Source organism: Vibrio splendidus (genome assembly GCF_001557875.1).
GTDB classification, from domain to species: Bacteria; Pseudomonadota; Gammaproteobacteria; order Enterobacterales; family Vibrionaceae; genus Vibrio; species Vibrio splendidus_F.
This window is the reverse complement of record NZ_LNRF01000004.1, coordinates 332,165-354,855: the sequence shown is the minus strand read 5'-3', so window position 1 is coordinate 354,855 and position 22,691 is coordinate 332,165. Positions and strand designations below refer to the sequence as shown.

Genomic DNA, 22,691 nt, shown 5'->3' with positions numbered 1-22,691 from the left:
AAAATAATGGCTGATAAAGAAAAGCTTTCGGCACTCATGGATGGTGAAACGATCGATAAAGCTCTCATTATAGATCTCGAATCTGATCAAGAAAGCATGGATACCTGGCAGAGTTACCATTTAATTGGTGATGTTATGCGTGGGGATGCGCCAGAAACTCAAGATTGGAACATTGCTAACAATGTGGCAGCAGCGCTTGAAGCTGAGCCTGCACATAGTGCAATGCCGAACCTGCACCAAGTGAATGTTGAACCTACTGTTGCTCCAATTGAAGAGCAGCCTAAACCTCAGCAAGCGAAGCGTCAGCTTCCGGCTTGGTTACAACAGTTTGGACAAGTTGCCGTGGCAGCGTGTGTTTCATTAGTGGTTGTATTAGGTGTTCAACAATATGGTGGCAGCGACCCTGCAGCACCAGAGCAGTTGCCTGTACTCCAGACGATTCCATTTGCCGGTTCTGCGGAACCAGTAAGCTTAACGCGTGACTCTGTTGAAAAGCCGGCATCGGAAGCTAACTTGCAAGAGCAGCGTAAACGCGTTCATGCAATGCTAGAAGATTATGAGCTGCAGCTAAGACTTAACAGTGATGCATCGTCAATGCAAGATGCACATCTAGAATCGGACATTGAATGAAGAAAATCCTGGTCAGTGCACTGACACTGTTCAGCTTGATGTCGCCAACAGCCTTTGCAGAGGAAACCACTGCAAAGGACTTGTTGCATCAAATGAACGAGGCCAGTCAGCATCTAAATTACGAACTCTCCTACATTTTGATAAAGAAGAGCAGTATTGAACCTCTTGTTTATCGTCATGCAGTTAACGACGACCAACAACTTGCACACCTTGTTTATCTGAGCGGCCCGGTTCGTGAAGTCATTCGACGTGGCAATGAAGTTAGTTACATCGAACCGGGTACTGAGCCATTTACTATTCAATCTGGCAGTATGGTTGCACCTGTCATTCCGATGATTCATCGAGATATCGACTCTCTGAACCAGTACTACGATTTTGTAAAAGTTGGGCGCTCTCGTGAAGCGGGCAGCACTACTCAAGTATTGCGTGTAGTGCCAAAAGATGGCCTTCGTTACTCCTACGTAGTTTGGGTCGATGAAAAAACCAGTCTTCCTTTGCGTGCTGATCTTTTGGATCGCGATGGTGAAGTGCTTGAACAGTACCGCACTATTTCTTACGTGGTGAACGATAAGATTGCAGAGGCAATGGGGGGATTGAACCAAGCTCAATTGCCGAAAGTCTTGTCATTACCAGAAGGTCTGGTGAGTGAGACCAATTGGCAAGCCTCTTGGATCCCTGAAGGGTTTAAGTCAAAAGAGCTTAGCCGCTATCAAATGGCTGCGACCGATAAAATGGTTGAAAGCCAGCTTTTCAGTGATGGATTGTTTAGCTTTTCGGTTTATATCGCCGATAGAGACGAACATTCATTGAAAGGGCAACTGGTACGTCAAGGGCGTAGAACCTTGCATAGCTTAGTGATTGGCGACAAAGAAATCTCTGTGGTTGGTGACATTCCGCCAGCAACTGCAAAACGTATTGCTCAGTCAGTTACATTCAATAAACCGGTACAAGCGCAATGATGACCGCGTTGGCGACCGTTAGCTCGGTTGAACAAAAAGGTAAGCAATATTTTGTTCAACTGAGCTGCGAACAACAAACCAGTTGCAGCAGCTGTTCTTCTCAAAAAAGCTGCGGAACGGGTATTGTGACTAAGGCTGTTGGTAATAAATCTTTGTTTTGGCAGCTTAAAACCAAAAGCTTAGTTAAAGCAGGCCAAATCGTAGAAATTGGCTTTCCAGAAAAAAGCCTACTTCAATCGGCAGCCATTGTTTATCTCATCCCACTTTTCATGCTGATGATTGGTGCTGGTTTTGGACAACTCTTGTTGCAACCCTTACTCCAAGGGGGCGAGGGTATTGTTATCTTAAGTGCAGCACTGTTTACTGCTGGTGGAATTGCCTTAGCGAAGCGGTTAGCCAAACCCATGGAAGACAAATCCAAGCAAGAAGTCGTCTTGATTCGAATCCTAGGTGAGTCTCTCGTCTAATTTATGATGCTTCTTGCCCTTAAATTGGGTAGAATCTGCCAACTTGATTGAAATGCCGCCACCAATGCTGACTGTAGATTGGACGCGTCGCGGCTTTCTTATTATCCCTATTCAAAGAGTTTAGTCACACCAAGCCTATGAAGCACATTCGTAATTTTTCGATTATCGCCCACATCGACCACGGTAAGTCGACCCTTTCTGACCGCTTAATCCAAGTTTGTGGAGGATTAAGTGAACGTGAGATGGCAGCTCAAGTCCTCGATTCTATGGATATAGAACGCGAGCGTGGTATTACAATTAAAGCGCAGAGTGTGACTTTAGATTACAAAGCTAAAGATGGTGAAACTTACCAACTTAACTTTATCGACACTCCTGGACACGTAGACTTCTCTTACGAAGTATCTCGTTCTCTAGCGGCTTGTGAAGGCGCACTACTTGTAGTGGATGCTGGCCAAGGTGTTGAAGCACAAACTCTAGCAAACTGTTACACAGCAATTGAAATGGAACTGGAAGTAGTGCCAATCTTGAACAAGATTGACTTACCTGCAGCTGAACCAGAACGTGTTGCTGAAGAAATCGAAGAGATCGTTGGCATCGATGCGATGGAAGCGACTCGCTGTTCTGCGAAAACAGGTTTGGGTGTTGATGATGTTCTAGAAAACATCGTAACGGCAATCCCGCCACCGGAAGGTGATCCTGAAGCGCCTCTACAAGCGTTGATCATTGACTCTTGGTTCGATAACTACCTTGGCGTAGTTTCTTTGGTTCGTATTAAAAACGGTAAGCTGAAGAAGAACGACAAGATTCGAGTAATGTCGACAGACCAAGTTTGGGGTGTTGACCGTCTAGGTATCTTCACGCCTAAGCAAATCGACACGACAGAGCTAAATACTGGCGAAGTAGGTTGGGTTGTTTGTGGTATTAAAGACATCCTAGGTGCACCAGTTGGTGATACGTTGACGCTTGCAAAAGGCGGCAGCACTGAACGTCTGCCTGGTTTCCAAAAAGTGAAGCCTCAGGTATACGCAGGTCTATTCCCTGTATCATCTGATGACTACGAAAACTTCCGTGACGCGTTAGGCAAACTAAGCCTGAACGATGCATCACTGTTCTTTGAACCAGAAAGTTCAGCAGCACTTGGTTTTGGTTTCCGTTGTGGCTTCTTAGGAATGCTTCACATGGAGATCATCCAAGAGCGTCTAGAGCGTGAATACGACCTAGACCTAATCACGACTGCACCAACAGTAGTGTATGAAGTTGTAAAAACAGATAAAACGGTTCTTTACGTTGATAGCCCGGCTAAACTGCCAGCGGTTAATGACCTAGAAGAAATTCGTGAACCAATTGCACGCTGTAATATCCTGGTACCTTCGGATTACCTAGGTAACGTAATCACACTGTGTGTTGAGAAGCGTGGCGTACAAGTAGACATGGTTTATCACGGTAACCAAGTTGCTGTGACGTACGATCTTCCTATGGCAGAAGTAGTTCTCGACTTCTTCGACCGTCTGAAGTCAACGTCTCGCGGTTACGCATCATTGGATTACAACTTCCAACGCTACGAGCCATCAAACATGGTACGTGTAGACGTATTGCTGAATGGCGAAACGGTTGATGCATTAGCGATCATTACACACAAAGATATTGCTCAGTCTCGTGGCCGTCTACTGGTAGAGAAGATGAAAGAGTTCATCCCTCGTCAGATGTTCGATATCGCGATTCAAGCAGCGATTGGTAACCACATTATTGCTCGTTCTACAGTGAAACAACTGCGTAAGAACGTAATCGCAAAATGTTACGGTGGTGATATCAGTCGTAAGAAGAAACTTCTTAAGAAACAAAAAGAAGGTAAGAAGCGTATGAAGCAGATCGGTAACGTTGAACTGCCTCAAGAAGCTTTCCTTGCAATCCTTCACGTTGGAAAAGACTAGTATCAATCGTACTAACTAACTGCTAAATATTACTGGTTAAAATCGCTTATTTCTTTGTTGCAAAGGTTTGTAATTAGGTCCACTAGTCACAGCACTTTGCGCCTCGAACTAAGCGATTTTTCCTGCGTAATTTTTTAAGCATCTAGTCAGTGTGATTGATAACAATTAGAAATATTAAGCAGAGTGAAAGGGTTATACTCTTTCACTTTCGTTATTTTTAAAGAAATGAAATTTAAGGGATATCAATGGCTAATACATTTTCGCTTATCTTAGTGATCGTAACTCTAGTGACCGGCATTGTATGGGCGTTGGAAAAGTTTGTGTGGGCGAAGAAGCGCCAGCAAAAGCTTGCTGACGTTGAAGCACAATCGAATGGCCTAGACGCTGAAACCAGCGCAAAAGTTACGGCTCAGCCTTGGTGGGTTGAGAACAGTGTGTCCATTTTCCCGGTAATTGCATTTGTTTTGATCTTGCGTTCATTCATCTATGAACCGTTTCAAATCCCTTCTGGCTCGATGATGCCAACCCTTTTGGTTGGTGATTTCATCTTGGTAGAGAAGTACGCGTACGGTCTAAAAGACCCAGTATGGCGCACTCAATTGGTAGAAACAGGCAAGCCAGAACGCGGTGATTCAATCGTATTTAAGTACCCACCTCAGCCAAATATCGACTACATTAAGCGTGTTGTTGGTATGCCAGGTGACACTATTCGCTACAGCAGTCGTAAAGAGATCTGCATTCAGGCGAAGGGTACAAGTAGCTGTGAACCAGTGAAACTAAGTAATGTTGAAGAGAGCCAATTTATTCAAGATGGTGTGCCTCTGATTCAGCTGAACGAACAGCTTGGAGACGTAGAGCACCAGATTTTAGTTAACCCATTACGCCGTGATCGTGTGCAAGCATATCAGCCTCGCAATGGTGTTAACGAATGGGTCGTTCCAGAAGGCCAGTACTTTGTGATGGGTGATAACCGTGACAACAGTGCCGATAGCCGTTACTGGGGCTTTGTCCCTGAAGCAAACCTTGTTGGTAAGGCCGTTGCTATTTGGATCAGCTTCGAATTCGAACGCGGTTCAGACAGTGTACTTCCAACATGGATTCCTACTGGTGTGCGTTTTAATCGCATCGGTGGGATTCATTAATCGATCACATAACACATCGAGAGAGCATGAATTCTCCAATTGATAAACTAGAGAGAAAGATTGGCTATCAGTTTAATGATGCCGATCTTATCCACTTGGCGCTGACTCACCGCAGCGCCGCAGGTAAACATAACGAACGTCTTGAGTTTCTGGGCGATTCAATTTTAAGTTTTGTTATCGCTGATGATCTTTACCACCGTTTTCCTAAGGTAAACGAAGGTGATATGAGCCGCATGCGCGCAACATTAGTACGTGGTCATACATTGGCAGAACTAGGTCGTGAATTCGAACTAGGAGATTACTTAAAATTAGGTCCAGGTGAGTTGAAGAGTGGCGGTTTCCGTCGTGATTCTATTCTAGCGGATGCGGTTGAAGCGATCATCGGTGCTGTCTATTTAGATAGTGATACCGAGACGGTTCGCGGCATTATTTTAAGCTGGTACCAATCTCGCCTAGATGCTATTCAGCCTGGAGTATCTCAAAAAGATCCGAAAACTCGCCTACAAGAGTTTTTGCAAGGTCGAAGAAATCCTCTACCTGTCTACACAGTGACTAATATTAAAGGTGAAGCACACAACCAAGAGTTTACGGTTGAGTGTGAAGTGGCAGGTGTGGATAAACCTGTTATCGGTAAAGGCACTAGCCGCCGCAAGGCAGAACAAGCGGCTGCTGAAACAGCATTAGAGCAACTAAGCAATGTCTGATAACAACCAAGATTTCGATATCGATGCATTCTTTTCATCTGATAGCAAAAAAACAGGCCTACCGGAAAACCAACACTGTGGCTTCATCGCTATTGTCGGTCGCCCAAACGTAGGTAAGTCGACGCTTCTGAACCATATTCTGGGTCAGAAGATTTCTATTACATCACGTAAACCACAGACGACACGTCACCGTATTATGGGCGTTGAAACTGAGGGTGATTACCAAGCGATCTTTGTTGATACTCCTGGACTTCATATTGAAGAAAAGCGTGCGATCAACCGCTTGATGAACCGTGCGGCGAACAGCTCACTGAGTGATGTGAACCTAGTATTCTTCCTTGTCGATGGTACCCACTGGACTGACGACGATGAGATGGTTCTGAACAAACTGAAGAAGACTGACTTCCCAGTTGTACTTTGCATCAACAAAGTAGATAACGTGCAAGACCGTACTAACGTGATGCAGCACATGATGGAAGTCTCTAAGAAGATGGACTTCATTGACGTTGTGCCAATCTCAGCGAAGCAAGGTAAAAACATTGATGTACTGCGTAAGCACGTACGTGAACATTTACCTAAAGCGACACACCACTTCCCTGAAGAATACGTGACAGATCGCTCGCAACGTTTTATGGCCTCTGAAATTATCCGTGAAAAGCTGATGCGCTTTACGGGTGACGAGCTACCATACTCAGTAACGGTTGAAATCGAACGTTTCGATTACAACCCAGATAACGATGGCTTCCACATTAATGCACTGATTCTTGTTGAGCGTACAGGTCAGAAGAAAATGGTGATTGGTAAAGCGGGCGAGAAGATCAAAACGATTGGTCGTGAAGCGCGTATCGATATGGAAGAGCTATTCGGCCGTAAAGTTTACCTAGAGACTTGGGTCAAGGTTAAATCTGGCTGGGCTGATGATGAGCGTGCACTTCGCTCGTTAGGCTACATCGACGATCTATAATATATTGAACGTCACTTTCTGAGATTAAGAAAGTTGAACTGAAGATAAATCCAAGAGAGAGTGCGAACTCTCTCTTTTTGTATCTGTAATAAGGGTAAGTGATTGAGCGAAGGGTTACAGCGATGCTTTGTGTTGCACCGTCGACCATACAGTGAGTCGAGCCTGATCTTGGACGTCTTTAGCGAAGAGTTCGGTCGGGTGACGTTGATGTCTAAAGGCGCTCGCAGCAAGCGTTCCAATTTGAAAGGTGCATTACAACCTTTTACACCGCTACTGCTTAAGTGGTCTGGTAATGGTTCGATGAAAACCTTACGCCAAGCTGAGCCGATTAGCCTGGGGCTTCCTCTCGCCGGTATCAATCTGTATTCAGCCATGTATGTGAACGAGCTAATCGGTCGTGTATTGATGGCGGAAGTGCCGATGCCAGCACTTTTTCACGACTACCTTCATGCTTTAACAGAGCTGGCGCATAATGAAAACCCTGAGCCAGCACTGCGTCGCTTTGAGTTAGCTCTACTATCCGCTATGGGTTACGGCGTCGACTTTTTACACTGCGCGGGTACTGGCGAAGCGATTGATCCGAGCATGACTTATCGCTATCGAGAGCAGAAAGGTTTCATCGCTTCGGTGCGTCGAGACAACCTAACTTTTATGGGCGATGAACTAATCGCAATCAGTGAACGTAGGTTTATCACTAAAGAGCAGTTAAAAGCGGCAAAACGCTTTACACGCATAGCCTTAAAGCCGTATCTTGGCGGCAAACCATTAAAAAGTAGAGAGCTATTTATGCCAACAATAGCCCTCTCTAGAGCACGGAGTATTGGAAAATGAGCTCAATCCTTTTAGGCGTTAATATCGACCATATTGCAACACTACGTAATGCACGTGGTACTAAATACCCAGATCCAGTACACGCAGCTGAAATTGCTGAACGTGCGGGTGCTGACGGCATTACGGTTCACCTGCGTGAAGACCGTCGTCATATCGTTGATCGCGATGTACGTATTCTGGCTGAAACACTTCAAACTCGTATGAATTTGGAGATGGCAGTAACGGACGAGATGGTTCAAATTGCCCTCGATACTAATCCTGAGTTTGTTTGTCTGGTTCCAGAGAAGCGTGAAGAACTGACCACTGAAGGTGGCTTGGACGTGGTTGGTCAACTTGAAAAGATCAAAGCGGCGACGGAAAAACTGTCTGCTGCTGGCATTAAAGTATCTCTATTTATCGATGCTGACCGTGAGCAAATCGACGCAGCAAAAGCGTGTGGCGCACCGTTCATTGAGCTACACACAGGTCATTATGCCGATGCTAAAACAGAAGAAGATCAACAAGACGAGCTAAAAAAGATTGCTGCAGGCGCAAGCTACGCGGACGATCTTGGTATCACAGTCAATGCGGGTCATGGTCTGACTTACCACAACGTAGCACCGATTGCGGCTCTTCCAGAGATCTACGAGTTGAACATCGGTCACTCAATCATGGGACGTGCAGTGTTTGATGGTTTGAACAAAGCCGTTGCAGACATGAAAGCCGTGATGGAAACAGCACGCAATAACGCTTAGTTTTCTAAACAGTAAGCGTTAAGTCGTAAGCGACTAATTAGTAGAATTAATAGATAGAAGTTTGGTAGTAGGGTAAACATGGCTGTTGTTGGATTAGGTACAGATATCGCAGAAATTGAACGTGTTGAAAAGGCATTGTCACGAAGTGGTGACGCTTTTGCTCAACGTATTTTGACCGATTCTGAATTTGAAGTATTCCAGCAACTTAAGCAAAAAGGGCGTTACCTTGCAAAACGTTTTGCTGCAAAAGAAGCGGCATCTAAGGCGTTAGGCACGGGAATTGCGCTTGGTGTGACCTTCCACGACTTTGAGATTTCAAACGATGAGCATGGCAAGCCAGTTCTGAGGCTGCATAAAAAAGCACGTGAAATCGCAGAGGCGAATGGTACAACATCGATTCATCTGACTATCTCGGATGAGCGTCACTATGCTGTGGCAACGGTGTTGCTCGAATCATAATTGATTACCGATAACTACCTATTAAGGTTAATCGAAACCTAGCGTTCGACTCGCTGCTAAATAAAAAAGCAGAGCTTATATGCTCTGCTTTTTTATTGCTTTGAGTTTGAGGTTAAATCAATCTAATCACTGGCTGGTTTCAAGTAGTGAATAGCCGTCGCTTGAACCTTATCCAGCTCATCCTGAAGTTCAAAAAGTTCCGGCTCAATGTCTTCAACAGAAGTACCGGAACGCAGCTCTTTCTCTATCGTCGCACACACCGATTTTAGCCTTGGTACGCCGCTGTACGAGCTGCTGCCATGCATTTTGTGAATGATGTGTATCAGCTCTTCAACTGGGTAGTCACTGTCTTCTATCGCTTTGTCTGCTGCTTCATAAACCTCTGGGATAAAGTCGACGAGCATTTGCAGCATATCACGTGCGAGGTCTTCTTTATTGGCGGCCTGTTTCATCGCCGCTTGCCAATCAATGATGATATTTTTGTGCACGCTGGCTTCAGTTTCTGATACTGAGCCGTTATCGATCTCAGCAGAGACTGCGGGATGGTCTGGATCTATTTTTTCGATGTGCTCAACCTCAGAGGTTGGGCTCCAATGAATCAGAACCTGTTGTAATACATGCTCTTCAATAGGCTTGGTTAGGTAGTCATCCATACCTGCGTCAAGCAGTCGGTCACGCTCCCCCATCATGGCGTGAGCGGTAACGGCAATTACAGGCGTGTTTGCATTGTTTGTCAGCTTTTTGATGTTCTGACAAGCGGTCACACCGTCCATCTGTGGCATTTGAATATCCATGAAGATGATATCAAATTGAGTCTCTGTCGCCTTGTCTATTGCCTGCTGACCACTGGTACAACTGATGACGGTTTCTACGCGTTCTTTTAGTAGCGCAGTGATCAGCTTAAGGTTGGCAGGGTTGTCGTCGACCGCCAATACCGTAAGCGGAAGTTTCTCTTCTGAATGTGTTTCAATAGCCGGTGCAATCAAGGTTGGTGCTTGATTCGATACCAGAGTTTGCAGCAACTTCTTACGAGAAAGAGGCTTAGTAATGCACTGAACATCGACCTCTTTCATTAGCTGTTCACCCAGCGCTAGCTCGGTACTTGGTGTACCAATTATCACGTTTTGAGCAATCTTCTTCGCGCCTATCGCCCAACCACTCACAGTATCAAATTGATATTCTTGGTTGGCGGCTAGGTTCAGCAGTACGTAGTCATACGAGGTGCTCTCGTCTGGCATAACCGAACGATACGTGACCACTAAGCCCTCCTGGGTTAGGATTTGCTGAGTAATTGAGGCCGCTTGCATATTTGGTTCTATAAGCAACAGTTGTTTGTCTTGTAGACACTGAGTCTCTATGAGCTCAGTCATTGGCATATCAGTCGTTGATAGTCTTAAGGTGAACCAGAAGGTTGAACCTTGGTGCAGACGACTGGTTAGGCTGATCTCTCCGCCCATTTGGCTGACCAGTTTTTGGGTGATAACCAGACCTAAGCCTGTACCACCATAGCGACGAGAGATACTTGCATCGGCTTGGCTAAAGGCTTGGAACAGCTGAGCTTGTTGACGCTCAGAAATACCAATGCCGGTATCACGAACCATGAATTGCAGCTCGATACTGTCTTCGCTTTGCGAACGAAGCTCAACGCTGATATCAATGTTGCCGCGTTCGGTAAATTTGATTGAGTTACCAACTAGGTTGGTCAGGATCTGTTGAATACGCAGTGGATCGCCCACCACGCCCGGTGGTACTTTAGGGTCGATCTTAAGTGTCAGCTCTAGGCCTTTCTCATGAGCATTGGTTGCTTGAAGGTTTACTACCTCTTCAAGGCTAGCTTGGAATTCAAATGGGATGTTTTCTAGAGCCAGTTTGCCGGCTTCAAGTTTCGAGAAGTCCAAGATATCGTTGATGATGCTAAGCAGGTTGTTTGCCGAGCGTTCAATGGTTTGCAGGTAATCGGTTTGACTGTTCGATAGGTGAGTCTTGAGCATCTGACGAGTAAAGCCAATCACCCCATTCAGCGGCGTTCTCAGTTCGTGAGACATATTAGCCAAGAATTCAGATTTAACACGAGCTGCTTCTTGAGCGCGTTTCTTTGCAATGTCTAACTCAACGTTTTGGATCTCTAGCTGCTCAAGGGTTTCACGTAAGTCTGAAGTAGCTTGGTCGATACTGTGCTGCATCTCGACGTGATACTCTGACAGCGATACCGCCATCGCGTTGATACCGTTTTTCAGTGAGTCTAGCTCACCATGCATTTTGCCTTCGATACGCACATCTAGGTGACCTCGACGAATTCGGTCGACCATGTTTTTCATGTGTGTGATCGGTTGGGTTACGTCGTGCATCAAACGGAAGGCAAATACCCCAGAAAGCCCAAGACCCAGAATCAACACCAAGAACGCAGAGAACACTTCTTGATATTGCTGCAATCGAAGAGAAGATAGGTCTAATTCAATCGCAATATAACCGATCGCTTGGTTGGCTTGAGACTGACCGTTGGCTGAATTGATGTATTGGCCTTCGGCTATGATCGGCGTCCGTAGAATCAGCGTGTTATCGAGCAGGTTCGATGAGCTTAAATGCGGGATCGGTTTATCTTTCGGATAGGTTAGGCTTTCAAAATCGGGGTGGAAGTTTGAGGTTACAAACAACTCATGACGTTCATCAAACACCGCGATACTGCGCACCAGCTTAGAATTCTTTCGATGCGCATAGCTAATAAGCTGACGAACAGACTCTCGACTTTCGAGCTTCATGCCTGATTCACTCGCAATCGCAAGTGGCTCAATGATACTAGTACCAGTGTTAACCACTTGACCCTCAAGGTCTTGATAGCGGTTAAATGAGAAAAATGCACTCAATAGCAACCCAATAATCAGGGTTGGAGCTAGAGTTAAGGTAATTACACGGGCTCTTAAGCCATATCTGGTCATGTTCTTTAATTACATCGAGGTCTGGATATGGGAAAATAACGCACACAATGGCGGTTAAGTGAACGGTAAGCTTAATCAAAGCCGTGACGTTCGACAATGATTCCAAGACATAATAGTGAGTCCTGGATACCAATTACTTATTAAAAGATACATTAGGCACAAGCAATGGCACGTTTTTTCCAACCAAAAAAGAAAACTCAACTCGAGACCAAGCATCAATCGGTTTTGGTTGAACGAATGGATCACAATGGCGCTGGCATCGCTTATCAAAAGAATAAACCGGTTTTCATTGATGGCGCATTGCCCGGTGAGCAGGTGGTTATTCAACTTACTGAGAGCAAAAGTAAGTTTTCGCGAGCTAAGCTTATCAAATTATTGAAGCCGAGCGAGTTGCGTTTAAAGCCATTTTGTAAGCACTTTAATCAGTGTGGTGGCTGTCACCTTCAGCACCTCGGTTACTCTTCTCAGGTTGAGCATAAATCGCAATCTCTGACCCACCTGATGAGCCAATACCAAACGGCTAATACTGAAGTTGTACAACCTATTATAGGTAATGAAACCGGTTATCGACGTCGCGCACGTATCAGCCTATTTGTTGATAAGAAGACACAGCAGCTTCAGTTCGGTTTCCGTAAGAAGCAGAGTAAGCAGATTGAAAACATCACCGACTGTGCCGTGCTTGATCCTCGCCTCAATGTATTGCTGCCAAAACTGAAAAATTTACTCAACACTTTCAACAACCTTACGTCTTTAGGACACGTTGAATTGGTGTTGGGCGATACTGGCCCTGTTATGGTGCTACGCCACCTCAAACCTTTGGTTGAAAAAGATGAACAAGCGCTGATAGCGTTAGCGAAAGAAGAAGGCGCGACGCTGTATTCGATGCCTGAAACCGATAAGTTGGTTCGTTTGGTTGGTGAAGCGCCAACCTATAGTGAAACGGGTGTTACCTTACATTTCGAGCCAAACCACTTCATTCAGGTGAACCAGAAGGTCAACCTGCAGATGGTGGCTCAAGCGATTGAGTGGCTAGAACCTCAAGCGGATGAGCGAGTGCTAGACCTGTTTTGTGGTCTAGGTAACTTCAGTTTGCCTATAGCACAACAATCGGCGTTTGTGGTTGGTGTGGAAGGCGTTGATGAAATGGTTCAGCAAGCCACATCTAATGCAGCGTTAAACCAGTTAAGCAATACGGAGTTTTACCAAGCTAACCTTGAAGAAGACTTATCTTCACAGCCTTGGGCAAAAGAGAAATTCGATAAAGTATTGCTTGACCCGGCACGTGCGGGAGCGAGTGGGATCGTTGATCAAATTTCAGCGTTAGGAGCGAAGCGTGTGGTTTATGTTTCGTGTAATCCTGCTACTCTAGCTAGAGATTCTGAGAGCTTAGAAAAACAAGGCTATCAGTTAGCCAAATTGGGTATGTTGGACATGTTCCCACACACCAGTCATCTAGAATCGATGGCTCTCTTTATCAAGGCTTAGAAGCCCCTAAATAAGGCTTAAAAATGAATCACAAAGGCGCAGGGAAACTTGCGCTGATATCAATATGGTCGAACTAACTTGGAACCAGTTAGTCATATTGAGTTGGGTATAAAACATAATAACTAGGAAGGCATGATGGTTGCGGTACGAAGCGCACATTTAAACCCAAGCGAACAGTTTGAGCTAGAAAGTTGGATTGCGTCACTGAATCAAGACGTAAAGACCTCGAATAAACTGATCAAAGTTTATCGTCACTGTGAAGAGCTATTAAAAGATCACGAGCAAGCATCGCTGTTGCTTTGGCGTGGCCGTGAGATGATCGAAATCTTGGTTACGCTGTCCATGGACCGTGCCACTTTAATTGCAGCACAACTTTTCCCCGTCGTCTCAAGCGGCGTTTTTGAGCGCGAAGCGTTTGAAGAAAGCTACGGTAAAGAAACCGTAAAGTTGATTGATGGCGTTGAAGAAATGGCGGCCTTAGGCCAGTTAAACGTGACTCTTGAAGGCAGCGCTGCCTCGGGTCAAGTTGATAACGTTCGTCGTATGCTACTGGCGATGGTGGATGATTTCCGCTGCGTAGTTATCAAGCTAGCTGAGCGAATCTGTAACCTTATTGAAGTAAAAAAAGCGCCTGATGCTGTACGTCGCGCGGCAGCAAAAGAGTGTTCTAACATCTATGCTCCACTGGCGAACCGTTTAGGTATCGGTCAACTTAAGTGGGAAATCGAAGATTACGCATTCCGCTATCAGCAGCCAGACACCTACAAGCAGATTGCGAAACAGCTGTCTGAGCGTCGTATCGTTCGTGAACAATACATCACAGATTTCGTTGATGATTTAACAGCAGAAATGCAGCGTTCAAACATCAATGCTGAAGTCAGCGGTCGACCAAAACACATCTACAGTATCTGGCGTAAGATGCAGAAGAAAGGCTTGGACTTTGATGAGCTTTTTGACGTGCGTGCTGTTCGTATCATCGCCGATCAGCTTCAAGACTGCTATGCCGGCCTAGGTGTGGTTCACACCAAATACAAACATCTACCAAGTGAATTTGATGACTACGTGGCGAACCCTAAGCCAAATGGTTACCAATCGATTCACACCGTGGTTCTGGGCCCTGAAGGCAAGACCATTGAGATTCAGATCCGTACCAAGCAAATGCACGAAGACTCTGAGTTGGGTGTGGCTGCGCACTGGAAGTACAAAGAAGGTGCTTCAAGCGGGCGCAGTGGTTACGACGAGAAAATCACTTGGTTGCGTAAACTTATTGATTGGCAAGAAGAGATGTCGGACTCTGGCGAGATGCTGGATGAAGTTCGTAGCCAAGTATTCGATGACCGCGTATACGCATTTACACCGCGTGGTGATGTCGTCGATTTACCTATGGGTGCAACTCCGTTGGACTTCGCTTACCACATCCACTCGATGGTTGGACATCGCTGCATCGGTGCCAAAGTAGCGGGACGTATCGTACCGTTTACCCATAAATTATCGATGGGTGATCAGGTTGAAATCATCACTCAAAAAGAACCGAACCCATCACGTGACTGGTTAAATCCAACTACAGGGTTTGTTCATTCAAGCCGTGCTCGTGCGAAGATCAATGCTTGGTTCCGTGCGCAAAGCCGAGAGAAGAACCTCGAAGCTGGTCGAGACATCCTTGAGGTTGAACTAGCGAAAGTCGGTGCAACCCTAAAAGATGCAGACCAATACGCGCTAAGACGCTTTAACGTTAACACGCCAGATGAACTCTATGCGGGTATCGGCAGTGGCGACTTGCGCATTAACCAAGTGGTTAATCACATCAATGCGCTGGTGAACAAGCCGACAGCGGAAGAAGAAGACAAGAAAGCGTTAGAGAAACTGCTTGAGTCGGAAAACAAGCCAGCACAACAGAGTCGCCCTAAGAAAGACGCGGTAGTGGTTGAGGGCGTTGATAACTTAATGACGCACCTAGCGCGTTGCTGTCAGCCAATCCCAGGTGATGTTATTAAAGGTTACATTACGCAAGGTCGTGGTATCTCGGTTCACCGTGCTGACTGCGAACAGTTGAGTGAGCTAAGCCTACATGCGCCAGAACGTATTATTGATACTGTCTGGGGCAATGGCTTCGTCGGTTCATATATCTTAACGCTGCGTGTTGAAGCGCTAGAGCGTAATGGCTTGTTGAAAGACATCACCTCACTGTTCTCGAACGAGAAGATCAGCGTGACAACAATGAAGAGCCGTATCGACTACAAGCGTCAGCTATCGGTAATGGATTTCGATTTGGAAGTGACCAATATTGAGATTCTGAGTCGAGTGACGAGCCGAGTCGAGCAAATCAAAGATGTCATGAGCGTCAAGAGACTGGGATGATACTTGGTATCATCCTCGTCATTCCCTACAGTGAGGGACGAACGTGATAGGGAATCTCGCCAAGCGGTTTGAGATCCCCAACTCGCTCATTCTTCACTCTTGGGGATGACGAATAAAGATAAAGGTGAGTGGTTTTGGCTGCTCACCTTTTTTAGTTTTAACAGAAGTTTTAAATTTAAAAATCAAAGACAGTAATAGGAAGAAAACGATGAATCATCCGATTGAACAACTTGAACAGATCATGACTAAGCTGCGCGATCCAGAAGGTGGCTGTCCTTGGGATTTAAAACAAAATTTTGAAACAATTGTCCCTCATACTATCGAAGAGACTTATGAGGTGGTGGATGCGATTCACAACAAAGATTGGCCGAACCTACAAGAAGAGCTGGGTGATCTGTTGTTTCAGGTGATTTTCTATAGTCAGCTCGCGAAAGAGCAGGGGCTGTTTGAGTTTTCTGATGTGGTTGATGGCATCAATGAGAAGCTAACGCGCCGCCATCCGCATGTGTTTTCTGATACCGAGTTTGCGAGCGATGAAGAAATTAATGCTAACTGGGAAGCTGAAAAAGCCAAAGAAAAAGCGCAAGCAGGCAAAACCCCAGAAAGTATTCTAGACTCAATACCAAACTCTCTACCTGCGCTTTCACGTGCTACAAAGATTCAAAAACAGGTAGCGAAATATGGCTTCGATTGGGACTCTATTGGCCCAGTGGCTAACAAGGTTTTAGAGGAAGTCGATGAGGTGCTAGAAGAAGCACTTCAAGTAACGCCAAACGAAGATTTAGTTGAAGAAGAACTGGGTGATTTGCTGTTTGCGACGGTCAATTTGGTGCGACATTTGGGTAAAAATCCAGAAACGGCGCTCAATAAAGCCAATCTGAAGTTCTCACGTCGCTTCAAAGGGGTGGAACAAAAAGTTCGCCAACAGGATAAAATTTTGACCGATTTTTCACTACAACAGCTTGATTCCATGTGGGATGAAGTCAAGGTGGCGGAGAAAAGATAACCAAAGCTTTTATCATGAATTGATTTGAAGCAAAAAATAAAAAATAGCAGTGTGATAGATTTCACGTTGTGGCGATAAGGGGCTTCTGGTATATTTTCATCCCGTCCAGAAGTAGTCCATTTCCCTCATTCAACCAATTTCAGGTTAAACATGACGACAAATTACATTTTTGTTACTGGCGGGGTTGTATCCTCTCTAGGTAAAGGTATTGCTGCAGCATCTCTTGCGGCTATTTTAGAAGCTCGTGGTCTTAAAGTGACTATGATGAAGCTTGACCCTTACATCAACGTTGATCCAGGCACTATGAGCCCGACTCAGCACGGTGAAGTGTTCGTTACGGAAGATGGCGCTGAAACTGACCTTGACCTTGGTCACTATGAGCGATTCATTCGCACCAAGATGACTAAGCGTAACAACTTCACTGCAGGTCGTGTTTACTCAGACGTACTCGCTAAAGAGCGTCGCGGTGATTACCTAGGTGCAACTATTCAGGTTATCCCACACATCACTAACTCTATCAAAGAGCGTGTAATTTCTGGCGCAGCTGGCCACGATATCGCGATCGTTGAAGTTGGTGGTACGGTTGGTGATATCGAATCTCTACCATTCATGGAAGCGATTCGTCAGCTAGCAGTAGAACTAGGCCGTGAACGCGCAATGTTCATGCACCTTACTCTAGTGCCATACCTAGCAGCTGCGGGCGAAGTGAAAACTAAGCCAACGCAACACTCTGTAAAAGAGTTGCTGTCTATTGGTATTCAGCCAGACATCCTAGTTTGTCGTTCAGACCGCAACATTCCTTCGAACGAGCGTAAGAAAATTGCTCTGTTCTGTAATGTGCAAGAAAATGCAGTTATTTCTATGCGCGATGTTGACTCTATCTACAAGATCCCTCAGCTTATTAAAGCTCAAGGTACTGATGAACTTGTATGTAAGCGTTTCGGCATCACAGCTCCAGAAGCAGACCTGTCTGAATGGGAACAAGTAATTTACGAAGAAGCTAACCCAACGGGTGAAGTGACGATTGGTATGGTTGGTAAGTACATTGAACTACCAGATGCATACAAATCAGTAAATGAAGCGCTAAAACACGCAGGCTTGAAAAACCGCCTAAGCGTTAATATTAAATACGTAGATTCACAAGACGTTGAGTCTCGTGGCGTAGAAGTTTTAGAAGGCCTAGATGCAATCCTAGTTCCTGGTGGCTTTGGTGACCGTGGTGTTGAAGGTAAGATTCTTGCTGCTCAATACGCTCGTGAAAACAAAGTACCGTACTTAGGTATCTGTCTAGGTATGCAAGTAGCACTTATCGAGTACGCTCGTAACGTTGCGAAAATGGAAGGGGCACACTCTTCTGAATTCTGTACTGAAACTAAGTACCCAGTTGTTGGTCTTATCACTGAATGGACTGATGGCGAAGGTAAAGTTGAAGAGCGTACAGAGTCATCTGACCTAGGCGGCACAATGCGTCTTGGTTCACAGCTTTGTCACCTAGCGAAAGGGACTAAAGCTTACGAATTATACGGTAGCGCGACGATCCATGAACGTCACCGTCACCGTTACGAAGTGAACAACAATCTTCGTCCACAAATCGAAAAAGCGGGCCTAAAAGTATCGGGTCTATCTGCGGACAAGAAACTGGTTGAAGTTATTGAGAACCCGAACCACCCATGGTTCGTTGCTGCTCAATTCCACCCAGAGTTCACTTCAACACCTCGCGATGGTCACCCATTGTTTGCAGGTTTCGTTAAAGCGGCTGGCGAGTTCCAGCGCGGCGAGTTAGAGAAGTAAAAAGGAATACAGGTAGCTGCGTAAGTTGTGCTGCTACCTTTAAATTTGACATTTATATATTCAACGAGAAGGAAACATTCAATGTCTAAGATCGTTAAAGTTCTAGGTCGTGAAATCATCGATTCACGTGGTAACCCAACTGTAGAAGCTGAAGTACACCTAGAAGGCGGTTTCGTAGGTATGGCTGCTGCTCCATCTGGCGCATCTACTGGTTCTCGCGAAGCTCTTGAGCTACGTGACGGCGACAAATCACGTTTCCTAGGTAAAGGTGTTCTTAAAGCTATTGAAGCTGTAAACGGCCCAATCGCTGAAGCTCTAGTTGGTACTGACGCTAAAGCACAAGCTGACGTTGACCAAATCATGCTTGACCTAGACGGTACTGATAACAAGTCTAAGTTTGGCGCGAACGCTATCCTAGCTGTATCTCTAGCTAACGCAAAAGCTGCTGCTGCTGCGAAAGGCATGCCTCTATACGAGCACATCGCTGAGCTAAACGGTACTGCTGGTCAGTTCTCTATGCCTCTACCAATGATGAACATCATCAACGGTGGTGAGCACGCAGATAACAACGTTGACATCCAAGAGTTCATGATCCAACCAGTTGGCGCTAAAACTCTTAAAGAAGGTCTACGTATCGGCGCTGAAGTATTCCACAACCTAGCTAAAGTTCTTAAGTCTAAAGGCTACAGCACTGCAGTTGGCGATGAAGGTGGTTTCGCTCCTAACCTTAAGTCTAACGCTGAAGCTCTAGAAGTTATCGCAGAAGCTGTTGCAGCTGCTGGTTACGAACTAGGTAAAGACGTTACTCTTGCTATGGACTGTGCAGCATCTGAGTTCTTCGACAAAGAAGCTGGCATCTACAACATGAAGGGCGAAGGTAAAACTTTCACTTCTGAAGAGTTCAACCACTACCTAGCTGAGCTAGCGAACAACTTCCCAATCGTTTCTATCGAAGACGGTCTTGACGAATCAGATTGGGCTGGCTTCAAGCACCAAACTGAACTTCTAGGCGACAAGCTTCAAATCGTTGGTGACGATCTGTTCGTTACAAACACTAAGATTCTTGCTGAAGGTATCGAGAAAGGCGTAGCTAACTCTATCCTTATCAAGTTCAACCAAATCGGTTCTCTAACAGAGACTCTAGCTGCTATCAAGATGGCTAAAGACGCTGGCTACACTGCAGTAATCTCTCACCGTTCTGGCGAAACTGAAGATGCAACTATCGCTGATCTAGCGGTAGGTACAGCTGCAGGTCAAATCAAAACTGGTTCTATGAGCCGTTCTGACCGTGTTGCTAAGTACAACCAACTTATCCGTATCGAAGAAGCTCTAGGTTCTAAAGCTCCTTACAACGGTCTTAAAGAAGTTAAAGGTCAATAATTCCTAGCGAATTGTTAACTTAAAGCTTTTGAAACGCTCTACTTCGGTAGGGCGTTTTTTTTTGCCTGTAGAAAATGGAGGAAAGGAACTCTAGTATCTAAAGCTATCTTTTTGATACCGAAAGTTCGTCATTCCCTAGACTGACGAAGGAAAGGAGCGTTGTCTTTGATTTTTTCGTCTGCAGTAGTTTGTATCATTCGTCATTCTCGAGGCCGACGGAGGAGGGAATCTGGAATCTCATCACTGGTTTCGAATAACAATAATTACCCGACTAATTAATTCCATGACACCACATATCTCGCACCAATAAGCTCATTATGGTATATATGTGCCTTATTCTAGTTCCTTCTTTTTCAACCGGCGAAAGGTGTTATGCGAATTTTTGCTTTAGTACTGCTCATAGTGTTTGGCTGGCTACAACACACACTGTGGCTCGGTAAAAATGGTATCTCTGATTACTACGGTGTGAACAATGAAATCCAAGTTCAACAGCAAGTAAATGAAAAACTGCATATTCGAAATGCAGAAATGTTTGCTGAAATCGACGATCTACGTCAAGGCTTAGACGCGATAGAAGAACGCGCACGTCATGAGCTTGGTATGGTCAAAGAAGGTGAAACGTTTTATCGCATCATTGGTGAGGAATCCCATTAATGTCGACTCAACTTCAAAGCGTGATTGCCGTTGTACCTGCGGCGGGCGTCGGTAGCCGCATGAAGGCAGACCGCCCTAAGCAATATCTCAAGATCAATGGTAAAACGATTTTAGAGCACACCGTTGAGAAATTACTGTCTCACCCGCAAATCGCTCAAATTGTCGTTGCGATCAGCGATGGTGACCCATACTACCCAGAGCTTGCCCTTAACCAGAACCCAAAAGTGATCAGAGTGTCTGGCGGAAGCGAGCGAGCGGACTCTGTGCTCTCTGCGCTAAACTATATCGCTGAACAGCAGCTTAGTGATTGGGTAATGGTTCACGATGCGGCAAGGCCTTGTGTTCAGCTAAGTGATATCGACAAGCTAATTTCCGGTGCGATGAGCCATGATGTGGGCGCTATTTTAGCGGCTCCAGTTCGTGACACCATGAAGCGAGGTGCCCAAGGGCAGATCGAGCATACCGTTGAGCGAGCCGATTTATGGCACGCTCTTACGCCGCAAATGTTCAGAGCAAAGCCTCTGTGGAATGCATTAAGTGAGGCGTTGCACCAAGGCGCTTCGATTACTGATGAAGCCTCAGCTTTCGAATGGAAAGGTTTATCGCCCGCTATAGTGGCAGGGCGCTCAGATAATTTTAAGATTACTCAGCCTGAAGATTTAGCGCTTGCTGAGTTCTATTTAAGTCAGAATAAGGAATAATGATGATTCGTATTGGCCATGGCTTTGATGTACATAAGTTTGGTGGTGAAGGCCCGGTAATTATTGGTGGTGTAAGCATCCCTTACGAGCAAGGTCTTATTGCACACTCAGACGGTGATGTTGCCCTTCATGCGTTATGTGACGCTCTATTAGGTGCGATTGCTGCGGGTGATATTGGTCGTCATTTCCCAGATACTGATGACGAATGGAAAGGCGCAGATAGCCGTGAACTGCTGAAATACGTTTATCGTCGAGTAAAAGAGCAAGGTTACGAGATTGGTAATGCTGATATTACTATCATGGCGCAAGCTCCAAAGATGGCGCCTCATATAGACTCTATGTGCCAAGCTATTGCTCAAGACCTAGAAACCAGCATTAGCAATGTGAATGTAAAAGCGACGACCACTGAGCGTTTAGGTTTTACAGGTCGCAAAGAGGGCATCGCATGTGAAGCGGTGGTCCTAATTACTAAAAGTGCGTAAGCACCAACACGAAAAGAACAGCATGTCAGATATTTTATCTTCATTGGCTTATCTAAACGGTAAACCAACTGCGAAAGCAAAACTAAAAGCAAAAGCCGAACACTTTGTCGTTAATGAGGACTTGGGTTTTGAGTTTACTGGTGAAGGCGAGCACCTAATGGTTCGTATTCGTAAAACTGGTGAAAACACGAGCTTCGTGGCAAATGAGCTGGCTAAAGCTTGCGGTGTTAAGTCGAAGGACGTTAGCTGGGCAGGCTTAAAAGACCGCCACGCGGTTACTGAGCAGTGGTTGAGTGTACACCTACCAAAAGGTGAGCCTGACTTTTCAGCTTTTTTAGCACAGTACCCAAGCATTGAGATCTTGGCGACAGCACGTCACAATAAAAAATTACGTCCGGGTGATTTAGTTGGCAACCAATTTGAGCTGACTTTGTCTGAAGTAACAGACTGTGATGATGTTGTAAAACGTTTGGAAAAAGTCGCTCAAGTCGGTGTGCCAAATTACTTCGGTGCTCAGCGTTTTGGTAATGAAGGTAACAACTTATCTGAAGCTCGTCGTTGGGGCCGTGATAACGTTCGTACTCGTAACCAGAATAAGCGCAGCTTGTACCTTTCGGCGGCTCGCTCGTGGATTTACAATTTGATCTTGTCAGACCGTATTGAGAAAGATGCGTTTGCATCGGCATTGGTTGGCGATATTGTCGTGAAAGACGGTACTCAACTAGCGGTAACCGCTGACAATATCGAAGCGGTAAACCAAGATATCGTGAATGGCTCTGCATGGGTTACTGTTGCTTTGGCTGGTGATAATGCCTTACCAACAACAGATGATTCTCAAGCGTTAGAGCAAAAACATCTTGATTCTGAACCTGATCTAATGGCGCTGATTCGCGGCAACCGCATGCGCCATGACCGTCGTGAAGCATCGTTAAAACCAACCGATTTAACTTGGGAAGTGAACGAAGATAATGTCACTCTTAAGTTCTCTCTAGACGCAGGTTGTTTCGCAACTGCTATCGTTCGAGAGTTGGTTGAAGAAGTACACGTAGAGAGAAGCTACGAGCAATAACGATTCTG

At 45.5% G+C, this 22,691-nt stretch carries 20 protein-coding genes; 19 read left to right on the top strand and 1 reads right to left on the bottom strand.

Annotated features, from left to right (window positions below):
* The first annotated feature begins 6 nt into the window (after window positions 1-6).
* The 10 genes from ATB74_RS12940 to acpS all read left to right on the top strand — a co-directional run bounded on the left by ATB74_RS12940 (window position 7) and on the right by acpS (window position 8,821).
* Complete coding sequence (locus ATB74_RS12940; protein ID WP_061018799.1) at window positions 7-630, top strand: RseA family anti-sigma factor; 624 nt, start codon at window positions 7-9, stop codon at window positions 628-630.
* A complete protein-coding gene (gene rseB, locus ATB74_RS12935) occupies window positions 627-1,589 on the top strand; it encodes a sigma-E factor regulatory protein RseB (protein WP_060982693.1) in 963 nt (320 codons plus the stop codon). Before ATB74_RS12940 ends, rseB begins: the two co-directional genes overlap by 4 nt.
* Window positions 1,586-2,056, top strand: a complete 471-nt coding sequence (locus ATB74_RS12930) for a SoxR reducing system RseC family protein (protein ID WP_048605807.1) — start codon at window positions 1,586-1,588, stop codon at window positions 2,054-2,056. Before rseB ends, ATB74_RS12930 begins: the two co-directional genes overlap by 4 nt.
* A gap of 137 nt (window positions 2,057-2,193) precedes the next feature.
* Window positions 2,194-3,987, top strand: coding sequence for a translation elongation factor 4 (gene lepA / locus ATB74_RS12925; RefSeq protein ID WP_048615653.1), 1,794 nt, complete (start codon window positions 2,194-2,196; stop codon window positions 3,985-3,987).
* 245 nt (window positions 3,988-4,232) lie between these two features.
* Window positions 4,233-5,129 (top strand): signal peptidase I, encoded by an 897-nt coding sequence (gene lepB, locus ATB74_RS12920; RefSeq protein WP_017066013.1) that lies wholly within the window; start codon window positions 4,233-4,235, stop codon window positions 5,127-5,129.
* 26 nt (window positions 5,130-5,155) lie between these two features.
* Window positions 5,156-5,833 (top strand): ribonuclease III, encoded by a 678-nt coding sequence (rnc, locus tag ATB74_RS12915; protein ID WP_017059043.1) that lies wholly within the window; start codon window positions 5,156-5,158, stop codon window positions 5,831-5,833.
* Window positions 5,826-6,797, top strand: a complete 972-nt coding sequence (gene era, locus ATB74_RS12910) for a GTPase Era (protein WP_017059042.1) — start codon at window positions 5,826-5,828, stop codon at window positions 6,795-6,797. The genes rnc and era overlap by 8 nt, the downstream gene beginning before the upstream one ends.
* Window positions 6,798-6,899: 102 nt before the next feature.
* Window positions 6,900-7,628, top strand: coding sequence for a DNA repair protein RecO (gene recO / locus ATB74_RS12905; RefSeq protein ID WP_048659398.1), 729 nt, complete (start codon window positions 6,900-6,902; stop codon window positions 7,626-7,628).
* Complete coding sequence (pdxJ, locus tag ATB74_RS12900; RefSeq protein WP_048605801.1) at window positions 7,625-8,362, top strand: pyridoxine 5'-phosphate synthase; 738 nt, start codon at window positions 7,625-7,627, stop codon at window positions 8,360-8,362. Before recO ends, pdxJ begins: the two co-directional genes overlap by 4 nt.
* Window positions 8,363-8,440: 78 nt before the next feature.
* Window positions 8,441-8,821: a holo-ACP synthase gene (gene acpS / locus ATB74_RS12895; RefSeq protein WP_048659396.1), complete on the top strand. Its 381-nt coding sequence runs from the start codon at window positions 8,441-8,443 to the stop codon at window positions 8,819-8,821.
* Between the two features lie 122 nt (window positions 8,822-8,943).
* Here acpS and barA read toward each other — a convergent pair whose 3' ends face one another.
* On the bottom strand, window positions 8,944-11,757 hold the full coding sequence (gene barA / locus ATB74_RS12890; protein WP_060982691.1) for a two-component sensor histidine kinase BarA: 2,814 nt from the start codon (window positions 11,755-11,757) through the stop codon (window positions 8,944-8,946).
* A 165-nt stretch (window positions 11,758-11,922) separates the two neighbouring features.
* On the opposite strand from barA, the gene rlmD reads away from it, so the two are divergent.
* From rlmD to truD, 9 genes are all read left to right on the top strand, one after another.
* A complete protein-coding gene (gene rlmD / locus ATB74_RS12885) occupies window positions 11,923-13,242 on the top strand; it encodes a 23S rRNA (uracil(1939)-C(5))-methyltransferase RlmD (protein ID WP_061018797.1) in 1,320 nt (439 codons plus the stop codon).
* 135 nt (window positions 13,243-13,377) lie between these two features.
* On the top strand, window positions 13,378-15,600 hold the full coding sequence (gene relA, locus ATB74_RS12880; RefSeq protein ID WP_060982689.1) for a GTP diphosphokinase: 2,223 nt from the start codon (window positions 13,378-13,380) through the stop codon (window positions 15,598-15,600).
* Between the two features lie 208 nt (window positions 15,601-15,808).
* Window positions 15,809-16,606 carry a nucleoside triphosphate pyrophosphohydrolase gene (mazG, locus tag ATB74_RS12875; protein ID WP_060982688.1) on the top strand — a complete coding sequence of 266 codons (798 nt, stop codon included), beginning with the start codon at window positions 15,809-15,811 and terminating at the stop codon, window positions 16,604-16,606.
* A 150-nt stretch (window positions 16,607-16,756) separates the two neighbouring features.
* Window positions 16,757-18,397 (top strand): CTP synthase, encoded by a 1,641-nt coding sequence (locus ATB74_RS12870; protein ID WP_017629586.1) that lies wholly within the window; start codon window positions 16,757-16,759, stop codon window positions 18,395-18,397.
* A gap of 81 nt (window positions 18,398-18,478) precedes the next feature.
* Window positions 18,479-19,777 carry a phosphopyruvate hydratase gene (gene eno / locus ATB74_RS12865; protein WP_060982687.1) on the top strand — a complete coding sequence of 433 codons (1,299 nt, stop codon included), beginning with the start codon at window positions 18,479-18,481 and terminating at the stop codon, window positions 19,775-19,777.
* Between the two features lie 372 nt (window positions 19,778-20,149).
* Window positions 20,150-20,431, top strand: coding sequence for a cell division protein FtsB (gene ftsB / locus ATB74_RS12860; protein WP_010435786.1), 282 nt, complete (start codon window positions 20,150-20,152; stop codon window positions 20,429-20,431).
* The gene (gene ispD, locus ATB74_RS12855; RefSeq protein WP_060982686.1) at window positions 20,431-21,132 is read left to right on the top strand and encodes a 2-C-methyl-D-erythritol 4-phosphate cytidylyltransferase; all 702 of its coding nucleotides are present in this window, start codon (window positions 20,431-20,433) and stop codon (window positions 21,130-21,132) included. The genes ftsB and ispD overlap by 1 nt, the downstream gene beginning before the upstream one ends.
* Window positions 21,133-21,134: 2 nt before the next feature.
* Entirely contained in the window at window positions 21,135-21,614 is a 480-nt protein-coding gene (gene ispF, locus ATB74_RS12850) for a 2-C-methyl-D-erythritol 2,4-cyclodiphosphate synthase (RefSeq protein ID WP_061018794.1), read from the top strand.
* A gap of 22 nt (window positions 21,615-21,636) precedes the next feature.
* Window positions 21,637-22,683, top strand: a complete 1,047-nt coding sequence (gene truD, locus ATB74_RS12845) for a tRNA pseudouridine(13) synthase TruD (protein ID WP_060982685.1) — start codon at window positions 21,637-21,639, stop codon at window positions 22,681-22,683.
* The last annotated feature ends 8 nt before the right edge of the window (window positions 22,684-22,691 follow it).

Bases quoted from the DNA above. Each gene is read 5' to 3' on its own strand.
- ATB74_RS12940 (WP_061018799.1), top strand. From the start codon at position 7: ATGGCTGATAAAGAAAAGCTTTCGGCACTCATGGATGGTGAAACGATC.
- pdxJ (WP_048605801.1), top strand. From the start codon at position 7,625: ATGAGCTCAATCCTTTTAGGCGTTAATATCGACCATATTGCAACACTA.
- ftsB (WP_010435786.1), top strand. From the start codon at position 20,150: ATGCGAATTTTTGCTTTAGTACTGCTCATAGTGTTTGGCTGGCTACAA.
- rseB (WP_060982693.1), top strand. From the start codon at position 627: ATGAAGAAAATCCTGGTCAGTGCACTGACACTGTTCAGCTTGATGTCG.
- rnc (WP_017059043.1), top strand. From the start codon at position 5,156: ATGAATTCTCCAATTGATAAACTAGAGAGAAAGATTGGCTATCAGTTT.
- era (WP_017059042.1), top strand. From the start codon at position 5,826: ATGTCTGATAACAACCAAGATTTCGATATCGATGCATTCTTTTCATCT.
- ispF (WP_061018794.1), top strand. From the start codon at position 21,135: ATGATTCGTATTGGCCATGGCTTTGATGTACATAAGTTTGGTGGTGAA.
- eno (WP_060982687.1), top strand. From the start codon at position 18,479: ATGTCTAAGATCGTTAAAGTTCTAGGTCGTGAAATCATCGATTCACGT.
- truD (WP_060982685.1), top strand. From the start codon at position 21,637: ATGTCAGATATTTTATCTTCATTGGCTTATCTAAACGGTAAACCAACT.
- lepB (WP_017066013.1), top strand. From the start codon at position 4,233: ATGGCTAATACATTTTCGCTTATCTTAGTGATCGTAACTCTAGTGACC.
- mazG (WP_060982688.1), top strand. From the start codon at position 15,809: ATGAATCATCCGATTGAACAACTTGAACAGATCATGACTAAGCTGCGC.
- relA (WP_060982689.1), top strand. From the start codon at position 13,378: ATGGTTGCGGTACGAAGCGCACATTTAAACCCAAGCGAACAGTTTGAG.
- ispD (WP_060982686.1), top strand. From the start codon at position 20,431: ATGTCGACTCAACTTCAAAGCGTGATTGCCGTTGTACCTGCGGCGGGC.
- ATB74_RS12870 (WP_017629586.1), top strand. From the start codon at position 16,757: ATGACGACAAATTACATTTTTGTTACTGGCGGGGTTGTATCCTCTCTA.
- acpS (WP_048659396.1), top strand. From the start codon at position 8,441: ATGGCTGTTGTTGGATTAGGTACAGATATCGCAGAAATTGAACGTGTT.
- ATB74_RS12930 (WP_048605807.1), top strand. From the start codon at position 1,586: ATGATGACCGCGTTGGCGACCGTTAGCTCGGTTGAACAAAAAGGTAAG.
- rlmD (WP_061018797.1), top strand. From the start codon at position 11,923: ATGGCACGTTTTTTCCAACCAAAAAAGAAAACTCAACTCGAGACCAAG.
- barA (WP_060982691.1), bottom strand. From the start codon at position 11,757: ATGACCAGATATGGCTTAAGAGCCCGTGTAATTACCTTAACTCTAGCT.
- lepA (WP_048615653.1), top strand. From the start codon at position 2,194: ATGAAGCACATTCGTAATTTTTCGATTATCGCCCACATCGACCACGGT.